Here is a 13,803-nt window from a genome sequence, read left to right as displayed (position 1 = left end):
CGATGACGGCACGACAAATAAGCGTACACATCATCAGGTTTAGCTTGCACATAGACAATCACTATCCATCAGAAATTATTAATTAACACGATTTTTTCAGCAGTCCTAAATAAGACCTGTGTAAAAACTACGTTAAATCTGCTCCATTTGTCGCAACGACTTTTTTGTACCAATAGAAGCTGTCCTTTCGGCTGCGGTCAAAGGTTCCATTGCCCTCATCATCTTTGTCAACATAAATAAAACCATAACGTTTTGACATTTCACCCGTTCCGCCAGAAACCAAATCAATACAGCCCCATGGTGTATAGCCGATCAAATCGACACCGTCTTCCACTGCTTTGTTCATTTCTTCAATGTGACGACGAATATAATCGATCCGATAATCATCATGAATCGTTCCGTCTTCCTCCACTTTATCCACCGCGCCTAATCCATTCTCCACGATCATCAATGGAATTTCATAACGATCATACAATTCGTTCAAGGTAAAGCGTAAACCAATTGGATCAATCTGCCAGCTCCATTCACTGGTTTCCAGATAATTATTTTTTACACCGCCAAACAGGTTTCCGCCAACGCGGTCATCACTTTCTTCAATGTTGGCAGTCACGCAGCTGGTCATGTAATAAGAGAAGGTGTAATAATCCACCGTTCCTTCTTTTAAAATCTTCTCATCTCCGTCTTCAAATTTAACGGCAATGTTGTGCTTGGCAAAATAACTCTTCATATAGTAAGGATACTTGCCCTTGACCTGAACATCCCCGCAGAACCAATTTAATTTTTTTACGAGCTCTTGATTGGCTAACGCATCTTCTGGCTTACAGGTCAGCGGATACATTGTCATATAAGCCAGCATACAGCCGATCTGAAAATCAGGATTGATTTCGTGTCCGGCTTTAACCGCCTTGGCACTCGCAATAAACATATGATGCAAAGCTTGGAACCGACGCTCTTCATTGTCTTCTTCGTCTAAGATCCCTAATAAATTTCTACCGCCTAAAGGCAGCGTTCCAAAGTTGATCTCATTAAAGGTCAGCCAATAGTTGACCTTGTCTTTATAACGTTCAAACAACGTCGTCGCATACTTCACAAAAAAATCAATCGTCTGACGATTTGCAAAACCGCCATAGTTTTCAGCCAGCGCATAAGGCAGCTCAAAATGACTGATCGTGACTAATGGCTCGATCCCATACTTTTTACATTCATCAAAGACCTTGTCGTAAAAAGCTAAGCCTGCTTCATTTGGCTCCTGCTCATCTCCTTTTGGAAAAATCCGTGACCAGGCAATGCTTAAACGAAAGACTTTGAAGCCCATCTCCGCAAACAATGCGATGTCCTCTTTATAACGATGGTAAAAATCAATTCCGTCATGACTTGGATAATAACTATCTTCTTCAATTGTTGGCGTCATCACTCGATACTGTTTTCTTCCACCTGAACGCATGTGATCCTGAATACTCGCACCCTTTCCGTCAACATCCCAGGCACCTTCACATTGATTTGCGGCCGTTGCCCCGCCCCATAAAAAATCTTTTGGAAAAGTCATTTGTGCTTCCTCGTTTCATTTAAATTTGGTGTAATTACAGCCTAAAAACGCCAAAAACCTGTCGACAAATAAGCGTTCCTCACGCTTAATTTATCAACAGGTTTAGCTTGCTAAATGCAATCACTATCCATTTGATTATTCTTCTAAAAAGAATTATAGCACTTCGCTTTTCAAAAATGCAAACGCTTTTTTGCTATTAGTTATTAAAAAAACGCTTTTGCATATCAGCCACCTGCTTTTTCAGTTCACAGGCATTGGATTTAGCCTTTTCCAATGAATCAATCAGGTTATCGCAAGCGGTAATAATGCTGTCATCTGGGTCTAACGGGTTCAATAATCGCTTGATATCCTGCTTTTCTTTATCAATCGCATTCAGCATACGCAGAATCGCCGCCAAAGAATACTTCGCTGAGCGTAGGGTTCGAATAATCTTCAAACGCTTGATATCCTCACCATCATAGACACGATAGTTATTTTTACTTCTTTTAATCGACAGCAATCCGTTGCGCTCCCAGTTTCGCAGAGCTTCAGAAGTAACGCCTAAATACTCGGCAGTTTCTCGACGTGTGAAACAAACAGCATCTTTTTCAGCTTTTCCAGCCAGAATATCTTCTACTACATGAATCACATCGTTTGCATTCGCGATCTCCTGGTCCACCAATTTCAGATAGCGATCCAACAGCGATTGTGCTTCGGCAAAATCATAACGAGCCACAGCCTTGACCATATCAACCATCAAAATTCGCAGCCCTGATTGCAGGACTTCAATCTGAAAGGCGACCTGAGCAATTTTGATCGTCTCAATGTGATAATCGGTGAACACACGATAGCCATTGGCGGCTCTGGGAGGAATAGGAATCAGCCCCCATTCCTCGTAGCGGCGAATCGTGTTAGGATGCAGCCCGACAATAGCGGCTACTTCGGAAGTGCGATAGGTTTTCATTGAAAATCCTTTCCATCATTTATTAAAAGCGTTAGCTCATGCAGAGCTCTCGAACAGCTGGTGTAAAGCAGTGTACTTTTTTGTGTCAGTTGACTCGAACGGATATCCGGCAAAATAACCTGATCAAATTCCAACCCTTTGGCAAATTGTGTAGTGGTTACGATAATGCCTTCCGCAATCTTTTTTGTATTTTTTTCAAAGCGAATCAGCTGTTCGTCGGGAAAATCGGCCTCAAGCCTTTCTACTTCCTGCCAGTTCTGACAAATTATACCACAAGATTTGAACGTACTTGCTTTAAAATCGGCCAGCTTTTGCGCGAGCATGTTCTTACTATACTCAAGCACTTCAACTTCCTTGCCGTGACGCTGTACCGGCTGAATCTCCTCCTCGTCAATAAAACGTTTGGCGAAATTCATGATCTCAAAGCTAGAGCGATAACTAGTCTGAAACTTCAATAATCGTGATTGTGGCAGATTTTTTTGAACTTCTGCTAGAAAATTTGAATCACTTGCAATCAACGACTGATGAATGTCTCCGCAAATCGTTTTCGGGCACGGAAACAGGCGCTCGAGCGTCACTAACTGCAGCAAGGAGTAATCCTGCATCTCATCAATTACTAAATGCTGAATCTGTTTGTTCGGCTTAATCCCGGCAATCATTAATTTGAAGAATAAATAGGGAAATAGATCCGAATAATTGATGCGATTTTTTTCAGACGCATGCTCCAAGTGATTCGTGGCTAGAAAGTGATAATAATCCGACAAACTTCCGATAGTATTGAGACGTTTCTTGAAAAGCTGTTCGAGCGTTTTGGCAAAGGATTCACGACTTATTTCTGAAACACGTTCGCTTAAAAGCTTCGTAATTTCTTGAATCAGTTCGACGAGACTCTTTTCTGACTGCTGATCAACGAAGCGTTTGATTTCTGCTGCTGAAATATGATAATTGTCAAGCTTAATTTCTGCTGAATACAGTCGTGCCTTCAATTGTTCAAGATGCGTTTGAAGCAGCTCGTAGAATTCCCTAGACTGCTTATATTTGTAGTTTTCAGCCTGTTTGGAATTGGGATTTTCTAGTGCTGCCTTCAATTCGTCGTGGCGATCGGACACCTGATATTTTTCTTCAATAAACATGGTGCCTAATTTGACAATGTCAATTTGCGGCAGCTCTTCTTCACCTAATTCTGGCAAAACTGTTGCGATGTAATCCGCGAATACTTGATTAGGCGAGACAATCAGAATATCAGAAGCATCCAGCTCCTCTTTTTTCTGATAAAGCAGATAGGCCATCCGATGAAGCGCGATAGAAGTTTTCCCTGATCCGGCTACCCCTTGAATAATCAAATTTTTGGTTTTCGTGTCTCTGATCGCCTGATTCTGTTCCTTTTGAATCGTGTGAATGATGGTTTTCATTTCATTGGAGGTACTCTTACCAAGCTCCCGCATCAGAAGCTCATCATTGATGGCATCATTTGTATCTACTACAAAGCTGATCGCGCCATTTTTTATTTCAAATTGTCGTTTCAAACGTAATTGTCCGTAAAATTTCCGTTGATGAGATTCGTAATAAGCATCACCAAGCGAAAAGTCATAATAAAGCGAAGAAATTGGTGCTCGCCAATCATAGATCAGTTGCTCGCCGTAGCGATCCGCAAAGCCATACCGACCAATGTAAAAGTCCTCTACCTCCTCTTCGTCGTCAAATTGAAATGCAATTTTACTGAAGTAAGGAGTCTGCTTTTGATAATTCAGTTTCTTTAATACATTTGCCTCCAAAACACTACGGCTATCAAGAAATTTTAAATTTTGCTGGTGATTGTAGACCTCATATTTATCTAGCTCATTTTTGTAATCAATTGTATAATGCTTCAACTCTTTATAATTGTCTTCATTGGTGTTCAGGGCAGCCTCAACCTCTGTGATTTTTTGTTTAAGCTGGTGCGTCACTTCTGCTAAATAGTTCTTTTCAGTAGTCGTGTCCATCTAATCCTCCCCTTTCATCAGACCTCATCTTAACAAACTCCAACAGGGTTGGTGTTATAATGGATGGTTTGAAAATAAAAAAACACCGGAAAATATACTTATTGGTTAATGACAAGTGATTATATGATAAATAATTAATGACTGAATGAATGGTATAAATTCTAAACCATTGTTAAAACGCACCGCAGGTCAATAAAAAACAGACCTAAAATCGTCATAGATCTGCTTCGCTTCATTTTTAATTAATTGCCTATCGAGGTAAATACGGATGCAGAAAACATCGGTGGCTATAGGCATGATGAGTAGTCCTATAATTATGAATAAATAATTGATTTTAAGCTATTTGTGCTCCTCTTCTAACAGCTACAAAAATAGACACGCAAATAAGCGATCACTCAACCATGCGACTCGCCAAATTATTTTTTCTTCGTCTTGAATGGACACCAACGTTGGATTATTGATCCCTATGTTTTTTGAAGCGCTCTAACAGTTTTCGTTTTGTTTTGTTGATTTTTTTCTTTTGTTCTATCTGTGTATTGTTTTTTTTAGTTGTAGCATCAGATTTAGAGGACGTTTTATTTTCGGAAGTCTCCACAGATTCGGACGATTCCTTTTTTTCACTAGTCTCTTCATAGTATAGTTCCTCCAAAAGAGCTTCTTCTGGCAAAATATTTGCAAACATTGCCTGCAATTCTTTATCAGACATAGCGGTAAGATCCAGTCCTCGTGGTAAAACGACCTCTATTTGTTTAATCCCATCACCGGCTTCTTCGGTAACTTTCATGGTTACACCTTCTTCGATATCCGAAACGTCAGCTTGATTCCCTGCTGGAATTTGGGCAGACTCCTCCGTGGCATCCATTACTCCGGCTGTTACATCGAAAATTTGCTTCTCAGTCGTTTCTACAAATTTCGCGCTAACAACCTTTTGGAATAGCTTCACTCCATTTTTCTCGAATAAGTTTAATTTAGTCATTTTTTCTAATAAGGTTTTGATCTCATCGACAGATTTATTGGGATCGGTATTTTTGAATTTCCAGCGATGATTTTTTCCTTCACTATTTTCAAATACGACAATTAACATGCGCATCAATCGTGCTCCTCTCAGGCTATTCTTTTTACAGGTATTTCCGGCTAAGCAATAAAGTTATAGTTAAAGCTATTTTAAAAGATAAGAATCGTTCCTTTTCATAGCAAAACAATTTCTACAGACATATATTTTCTATTGACAAATAAAATTTAATACCAACCTGCAAACGTTGTCAACGGCATAATTTTTTTATGTCTACTAAAAAGAGTGATTCACAAGTGAACAAGAGTGAGCTAAAGATGACAATCTGAAAATAGAGAAAAAGAAAATTTTTTTTGATTATTAGAGTTAAAAAAATAAGAAAATCATTTTCAAAAAAATGCGTACTCTAAAAGCTAATTGCCTATTCTTCTGGCTTGTTCATTACAAACAGCCTAATCGTTACCGTTCATTCGCAAAAAAAAGCTGACACGAATTCTTCCCTTCTGCTGTTACTTGGCGTTGTATGACAGCCTATTCTCCCGGTTTAGTATGAGCCCTAAAAAAGTAATGCACTGCCAGATTCAATTTGATACTATTTAGATAATGAATAATTGGAGGGCTAAAATGATAAAGAAACTATATTTGATGCGCCATGGAGAAACACTATTTAATGTCTTAAAAAAAGTCCAAGGTGCCTGTGACTCACCCTTAACTGAAAAAGGCATCCAACAAGCAAAGCTAGCCCGAGACTTTTTTCAAGAAAATGGCATTAAATTTGATCATCTTTACGCCTCTACCCAAGAACGAGCGTGCGACACATTAGAGATTATTTCTGAAAGTAAAGAATACCAACGACTGAAAGGGCTTAAGGAAATGAATCATGGATTGTATGAAGGAGAGCCACAATTTTTACAGCCGGATGGCGCCGAATACTTCGAAACCTTTTATTCGCAATTTGGTGGAGAATCCCTATCGGCTGTGCAAAAGCGAATGAGTTCTACCTTGCACCACATTATGGCAATTGACGATCATCAGCAGGTCTTAGCTGTCTCACATAATGGGGCTTGTGTCAGCTTTTTGCAAACACTTCAGCAAGAAAACAAGGATGAGTTGATTCGGGCTTATCCAAATTGCGCAATTTTCATCTTCAATTATATGGATAAGCAATTCGAATTAGTGGATATCATTGATCCAGTGATGAAGGAAAGCATCTTATGTTAAAAAAAGTTAGAATAAAAGGAATCAGCTTCAAGAAATAATAAGGAAACTCCGAAATTTGCCAAGAAACATAGTAACGTAGGAGCTAATGTTGAACGGTCCGTACTCGATGTTTTTAAATTTTTTTATGAAATTTCTGCTTATTTCCCGAATAAGCTTCTTCTTAAACATCGTTTGTTCAGAAAAAAGAGCTATGACAAGAATTTTGTCACAGCTCCTCCAATTTCTATTGTTTTGTTAGACAAACGAGTAATACTGCCACCAATGTTTTTAGTAATTACGATAAGCCGGCTAGATCCAGCAATAATTCCTATTTTTTACAACTCCTCCCCATTGGTCTCAATTAGTTTTTTATACCAATAAAATGAATCTTTCGGCGATCTAGCTAGATCACCTGTCCCGTCATCATGCTTATTAACATAAATAAAGCCATAGCGTTTCCGCATTTCCCCTGTTGTGGCACTGACCAAATCAATCGGTCCCCACATTAAGTAGCCAAAGCAATCAACTTTATCCTCTTCTACCGCTCTTTTTAGCTCACTTAAATGTTTTTGCAGGTAGTCAATCCGATAGTCATCATGAACGGACCCATCTGCTCCAACCTCGTCGTAAGCTCCTAAGCCATTTTCGCAAATAATGATGGGTAAGCCATATCTCCGATACGTGTAATTTAATAAATATCTCAACCCAATCGGATCAATGCCCCATCCCCATTTGCTTTTTTCGATATAGGGATTCTGCACACCGCCAAACAGTGATTCTTCATCAATTTCTCCACCTTCATAGCGAGTAACCTCTGTCATATAGTAGTTCATGCCGATGTAATCCAGCTTGCCTTCAGCAAAAGCCTGCTTATCTTCCTCAGTCATTCCTATATCGATATCCATGTCCGCATACTCTCTTAGCTTATACTTAGGAAATTCTCCATTACACATCGCATCAATCTGATAGAAATCACGATCCATATCCTTGAAGGCATTCATAACATTGATTGGATCACAGTTCACTGGGTATTTTGGTGTGATTCCAAATACACAGCCGACGTGACTCGCCGGATCAAGCTGATGGATCAATTTTGTTGCTCTGACACCGGCTAAAGTCATATTGTAGCCGATTACTGCCAGGGTTTCTTTTTTATTTCCTTCTAGCTCACTGTATTTTAGACCTGATAAAATATAGGTGAACATATCCGAAGCTTCCGTTTGCGGATCAATATGGTTCATTTCATTGAAGGTTACCCAATACTTGACTTTGCCTCTCAAAGCATTAACCATCGTTTCGACAAATTTCAAATAGAAATCGATGACTTGACGATTTTTCCATGAGTCATATTTAGTCACCAAATTCATGGGTAGTTCAAAATGATACAGGGTGATAATCGGTTCGATGTTGTACTTCAATAATTCATCAACAACGTTTTGGTAAAAGTGGATCCCTGCTTGATTCGGCTCGACATCATCACCATTTGGATAGATTCGCGACCAATCAATGGATATTCGTAAGCTCTTAAAGCCCATTTCTCCAAACAGCTTGATATCTTCTTTATAGCGATGATAAAAGTCGATTCCCTCGTGAGATGGGTAATGTCTGCCCGCTTCGATCGTTTTAGTATATTCTCGCGGCGTCGTCACTGATCCTGAGGTGGCAAAATCCATAATCCCCGGACCTTTACCATCTTCTTGCCACGCGCCCTCTAGTTGATGAGCAGCGATACTGCCGCCCCATAAAAAATCTTTCGCTAATTTTGTCACTTTTTTTGCCTCCTTTTTTTAAACAACAACTGTCAAACAGTCCTCTTTACTGTTTAGATCACTGTCACTTGATGGCAACACATCTAAATAATCAGCCGTATTCGTGATTACTGTAATAACGACTGGATCATAGCCCTCACTGCGAATCCCGGACATATCAGCCTTCAAAATCTTGTCGCCGACTGAAACCTTATCGCCTTGTTTGACGAATGTTTCGAAATATTTTCCATCGAGTTCGACAGTGTTGATTCCAATATGAATCAAAATTTCCACGCCGTATTCGGTTTTGATCCCGATCGCGTGATTGGTTGGAAACAGACTGACAACTTCACCATTTACTGGAGCAGTAATTGTGTCTTCTTCCGGTTCAATCCCTAGTCCTTTGCCTAAAGCAGAAGACGAAAAGGCTTTGTCATTCACGTTACTCAATGCAACATTTTTTCCTTTAACAGGGGCTTTGATTAATAATTTTGTCACAGCTTCCGCATCGTTTTCAATCGGCTCCGTTGTTTTTGCTTCGAGCTTGTCATCAGCAGGAATTCCTAGGATAAATCCGGCCACAAGAGCACCGATAAAGCCGATAATTACAGCGATCAACATCATATAGAAGTTTCGGTAATTATTTTCGCCAATAAATGACCCTAATCCAAATAATGACACAGGTGCATACCCGACGACCTTCATCAAACCAGCAAACAATCCGCCTAATCCCCCACCAATCATAACTGCGATATATGGCCGGCGATATTTGACGAACACCCCATAAAGAGCTGGCTCAGTTACTCCCATAAACGCACTAAAGGCGGTCGTTCCAAACAATTGTTTTTGCTTCTTGTCTTTCGAACGGAAGAAATATCCTAATACAGCACCGCAGACGGCGATATCAGAAATGATCCAGGCAGGTGTAAAGACTGGATCGTAGCCCATGGTCGCATAAGAATTCATAAAGATCGGAATAATAAAGTTTCCGGCTCCGATCGTGATCAAAAACGGCTGTAACGCTGCGTATAACATGAGTACCATCCAATTACCGAAAGTATTTCCGATAAATTCGAAAATAAAGTTTAAGCCATCACCGATGTATGTGCCTAAAGGTCCAAAAAGAATCAGCGTAACTGGCAATGTAACAATCAAAATCAATACCGGATTAAAGAAATATTGCAGCGCTTTCGGCATGATTTTCTCTAATGCTTTTGTCACGTATTTCATGAAAATGATGCTTAAAATAATCGGAAAGAACGAATTAGAATACGTCGTTTCGGGCAAATTGAAGCCCAGAAAATCCAAGCCCTTAGCACCATTGATGGTATCAGACATCAAGGTTAAGGCAACCGTACCGGCCAGATATTCATTTACTCCTAATTGACGCGCAAAAGGAATCGCGATCAAGACTGGCAGGAAGAAAAACACTGATTGACGAATCGCATCTAAGATCAAATAGGTTGAACTTTCCGCAGATACAAATCCGGTTAACGAAATCAATGATAAGATACCAGCTAGTAGCCCGGCCGACATGATTGGTACTAGGATCGGTCCCATTGATTCAGACAGAATTCTTAGCGCCATCGTGACAAATTTTTCTTTCTCACCTGATCCGGAGTGCTTGTCCTCGCCACTTAAACCTAAAATCTGATTCATCTCAGGACGAATATCCTGTACTTGGGTGCCAATGATAACTTGATACGCCACGTCATTTGATACCACATCGATCACATCCGGCAGCTCTTTGATTTTCTCAGTTTTAGCTAGGCTGCGATCCTTTAATTTAAAACGTAAACGTGTCATACAATTTGCGACGCTTTGAATATTTTCTTTACCGCCGACCAATTCGATCAGCTGGTTGCAAAATTCTTGATATTTCATATTAATCTCCCTCTTCTCGTTTTGTGACCCGCTGAATGTGAAGCATTAAATAAGCCTCCTCATCCTCGGACAATTCCTTTTCAAATGTGTCTCGGACATAGATACGGATCTTATTGACACAGCTATAAGCTTCTGGATAAAGTTTGCGAATTTGTCGATTGAGCTCAGTCTCATTTGAGGTAAATGCTTCGTTTTTAAACATTCGGACGATGAAATACTGTAAATGAGTCACTAAACGGATATAGTTGATACTTTCTTCTTCAAAGCCCAAATGGTAATGATACTTAATAATGGATAGAATATCCCGAACGGCTTCCATCATCTTCATCATGTGGTCATCTTCGCTGCCTTTGGTTTGCAGGTTGATAAAATGCAGTGCAATTGATACCGCCTCTTCGTTCGGACAGCTCATCCCTGTCACTTTTTCGATCATTTCCACTGCGTGAAGCCCAATCTTATAATGATCTGGATAAAATTTTCGAACCTCCCAATCCAGCGGACTTTTGACGATTTGATCCTTTTTTAAACGTTTGATAGCAAAATCAATATGATCTAGCAAGGCTAAATACAGATAATCAGAGACATCCTTCTGAATGACTTTCTCCCCATATTCAATCGTTTCAGTGACGATCTGAAGATATTCTTCTTTGGTATTAGAAAGTAAATAGCTGAAATGCTCTAATTTATCATGGGAATCTAGGACGTAAGTTTTTTGAATATCCTTTTCCTCAATGGTATCCCCGACTTTTCTTTTGAAAGCGACACCCTTTGAATAGACGATCACTTCGTTCCCCCGAGTTTGGTTATTGCTCCCTTTTTTTACAATGGCTACATTATTGTTCAAAATTTGACTGATAATCATGTTTTCCCTCCTTTCAAACAAAAAAACTCAAATTACCTAAGGATAGCGTATTTATCCTAAGGTAATTTGAGTTCTGCCTGCATGATCAGTAACATACTCAAAGCAGCAACTACCACCGTTGCTTTGATTTAAGTTTTCTCATCATCATTGTAAGGGAGATTTTTTTCAATGTCAACGTTTTCTTTGGCTTTGTTTAGCTAATCACTTAAAGAATCTATCGCTTAGTCTGGTATTGCCCCTTAACAAAAAATACCCCTAGCATAACAATGATAATCCCTATAATTTCCTTTAGAGACAAGTGTTCAGAAAAAATAAAAAACGAATAAATAGAGGCGATAACCGGTTGGCAAAGGCAAACAATCGTCGACAAGTTTACATTCAGTTTTCCTTGACAATGAGCCAATAAATTATGGCCAATCACCTGCAGGCAGAGTGTTAAACCTAACAACGGAGCTATTTCAGCAGCTCCTTTTGGAATTTGAATCCCTTCTGTTACTAAGGCTACGATACCAAGTGTGATCCCACTGCCGATTCCGCTGACCAGCATAATGACACTGCTTTGATAACGATTCCGCAAGCGATAGGAAATCAATAAAAAGCCGGCGTAGAAAATTGAAGCACAAAACGCTAACAAATCGCCTAGATAACTTTCCGGCGTTGGATCAAGTTTCCCACCTAAAAGAATAAAGACACCGATCAATGTAATACTAGCTCCGACCAGAAAAAATTTTGATGCTCTTTCCTTAAATAAAAAATAGGAAGCAGGAATAACCGTAAAAGGTGTCAAATTAGTCAGCAAGTTAGCGTTAGCCACGGACGTATAACTAAATGACAGATTCCAAAGGGCAATATCTCCTGCTAAAAAAACACCTGCTGCACCTAAGATCAAGATGTCCTTTTTAGTCAGTGCTTTTAATTGCTTATATGTAAATGGTAATAATATGGGTAGCGAAAAAAGAATTCGATAAAACCCAGTGCTTATTGGCGGCAAACTGCTGAGCTTTACAAAAATCCCTCCGGTTGCTAAAAAAGCAATAGCAATTAGTTCGACAAAAACGTCTTTTGTATCATTGGTACGGTCTGTTACACGATCCATTTTCTTCTCCTCCATCATTATCTAAACTGTTAAGGAGTATGATATACTGGTATTGGTACCATAAGAAGATCCGCTAATCAAAAAAAGAAGAGGTCCACTAAAGGAGAAGCACGATGATTTATTTAGATCGCCAAAGTAAAATACCTTTGTATTCACAGATATACGATCAAATCAAACGAGATATTCTGAACGGAAATCTTAAAGAAGAAGAACTATTGATTGGTAGCAGGGCTTTTGCGGATGTGCTGGGGGTTAGTCGAAATACGGTGAATACTGCCTACAGCCAATTGATTGCAGAAGGCTATGTTGTTTCAGTAAAGGGTACCGGCTTACGTGTCAGACAAGTGCCTAGTCTTGCAACTAAAAAAGAGAGCATTAAAAAAAGCAGCCCAGCTTCTATAAATCACGAAAAAACGAACTCCAAGATTGTTTACGACCTGACTAACAGCAGTCAAACCAGCGATCTATTTCCTAAAAAGCTTTGGAAGCGTTACACAGTAGAATGTCTTGACTTTCTTACAGATGAATCAAAATTAGCCTCCTATCAGGAAAAGCAGGGAGATCTTTATTTAAGGAAAAACTTGCTTACTTATTTGAGAAAAATACGAGGAGTTCACTGTGAGGAGCGTCAAATCGTTATTACCTGTGGGCTACAGCAGTCTCTTGACTATTTGTGTAAATTGATTGCTTGTGATCAGCAAACGTTCTTAATGGAAGAACCAGGTTTTGATCGAGCCAGTGCGGTGTTTAAGATGAACAAGATTAAGATTAAAACTGTTCCGATTGATGAAAATGGCTTGATTGTTGCCGATCTTCCTTATAACAATGATATTCGTGCGATCTATACGACGCCTTCTCATCAATTTCCAACAGGAGCAACTCTGACCATTGATCGTCGCTACAAATTGCTCGAGTGGGCAGAAAGAAATGATTCTTTTATTCTTGAGGATGATTTTGATAGCGAATTACGCTATTACTCCAAACCGATCCCTGCTTTGCAATCGATTGATGAGAATAATCGCGTCGTTTATTTGGGTACATTTTCTAAGACTTTGTCTCCTTCAATTCGGATGGGTTACATGATATTACCGCCGCATTTATGTCAACGATATTTAGAACTATTCGAACCATATAATAGTACGGTCCCTTTACTTAATCAATATGTTGTCGCACGTCTGATTGAAACTGGTCATTATGAACGACACATTCGCCGCCTGAATCAGACCTTCCGAAAGCGTCTGGAACAATTCACAAAAGAGCTGGACGATGTCAAAGATAAAATCAAAATATCTAGCAATGGGAGTGGGCAATATTTTCTTCTAACCTTCACACAGCCTGTCGAACAAAGTCAATTGATCGACTCCGCATTAAATCACGGTGTAAAAGTCTATTCAACAATGAAATTTTGGCAGGAAAAAGCAGCTTGTCCGCCTAATACCTTATTTCTAGGCTTTAGTAAAATTGACCTAGTGGATATTCCAGATTGCGTCGCTCGATTAAAGCAAGCCTGGTCAAAATGGCTGTAACTTG

General features: G+C 39.5%; 10 protein-coding genes. 2 read left to right on the top strand and 8 right to left on the bottom strand.

Going from position 1 to position 13,803, the window contains the following annotated elements; genetic code table 11:
• Positions 1-127 precede the first annotated feature (127 nt).
• The 4 genes from IGI52_RS20280 to IGI52_RS20265 all read right to left on the bottom strand — a co-directional run bounded on the left by IGI52_RS20280 (position 128) and on the right by IGI52_RS20265 (position 5,561).
• Positions 128-1,546 (bottom strand): glycoside hydrolase family 1 protein, encoded by a 1,419-nt coding sequence (locus IGI52_RS20280; protein WP_438782307.1) that lies wholly within the window; start codon positions 1,544-1,546, stop codon positions 128-130.
• Between the two features lie 196 nt (positions 1,547-1,742).
• Positions 1,743-2,489 (bottom strand): MerR family transcriptional regulator, encoded by a 747-nt coding sequence (locus IGI52_RS20275; protein ID WP_438782306.1) that lies wholly within the window; start codon positions 2,487-2,489, stop codon positions 1,743-1,745.
• The gene (locus IGI52_RS20270; RefSeq protein ID WP_438782305.1) at positions 2,486-4,471 is read right to left on the bottom strand and encodes a HelD family protein; all 1,986 of its coding nucleotides are present in this window, start codon (positions 4,469-4,471) and stop codon (positions 2,486-2,488) included. Before IGI52_RS20270 ends, IGI52_RS20275 begins: the two co-directional genes overlap by 4 nt.
• A gap of 454 nt (positions 4,472-4,925) precedes the next feature.
• On the bottom strand, positions 4,926-5,561 hold the full coding sequence (locus tag IGI52_RS20265) for a DUF2922 domain-containing protein (protein WP_438782304.1): 636 nt from the start codon (positions 5,559-5,561) through the stop codon (positions 4,926-4,928).
• 546 nt (positions 5,562-6,107) lie between these two features.
• On the opposite strand from IGI52_RS20265, the gene IGI52_RS20260 reads away from it, so the two are divergent.
• Positions 6,108-6,704, top strand: coding sequence for a histidine phosphatase family protein (locus IGI52_RS20260; protein WP_438782303.1), 597 nt, complete (start codon positions 6,108-6,110; stop codon positions 6,702-6,704).
• A gap of 314 nt (positions 6,705-7,018) precedes the next feature.
• On the opposite strand, the gene IGI52_RS20255 is transcribed toward IGI52_RS20260, so the two are convergent.
• The 4 genes from IGI52_RS20255 to IGI52_RS20240 form a co-directional block, all read right to left on the bottom strand.
• Positions 7,019-8,452, bottom strand: coding sequence for a family 1 glycosylhydrolase (locus IGI52_RS20255; RefSeq protein ID WP_438782302.1), 1,434 nt, complete (start codon positions 8,450-8,452; stop codon positions 7,019-7,021).
• Positions 8,453-8,470: 18 nt separating this feature from the next.
• Positions 8,471-10,315, bottom strand: coding sequence for a beta-glucoside-specific PTS transporter subunit IIABC (locus tag IGI52_RS20250; protein WP_438782301.1), 1,845 nt, complete (start codon positions 10,313-10,315; stop codon positions 8,471-8,473).
• Between the two features lies 1 nt (position 10,316).
• Entirely contained in the window at positions 10,317-11,177 is an 861-nt protein-coding gene (locus IGI52_RS20245; protein ID WP_148894553.1) for a PRD domain-containing protein, read from the bottom strand.
• A gap of 214 nt (positions 11,178-11,391) precedes the next feature.
• Complete coding sequence (locus IGI52_RS20240) at positions 11,392-12,273, bottom strand: DMT family transporter (protein ID WP_438782300.1); 882 nt, start codon at positions 12,271-12,273, stop codon at positions 11,392-11,394.
• Between the two features lie 113 nt (positions 12,274-12,386).
• Here IGI52_RS20240 and IGI52_RS20235 point away from each other — a divergent pair, with 113 nt between their 5' ends.
• A complete protein-coding gene (locus IGI52_RS20235; RefSeq protein WP_438782299.1) occupies positions 12,387-13,799 on the top strand; it encodes a PLP-dependent aminotransferase family protein in 1,413 nt (470 codons plus the stop codon).
• Positions 13,800-13,803: the final 4 nt, after the last annotated feature.

It is taken from the genome of Enterococcus sp. DIV0187, from assembly GCF_051713785.1.
GTDB lineage: Bacteria > Bacillota > Bacilli > Lactobacillales > Enterococcaceae > Enterococcus_A > Enterococcus_A avium.
Note: the sequence above shows the minus strand (reverse complement) of the source record. Positions and strands in the feature narration are given on the sequence as shown.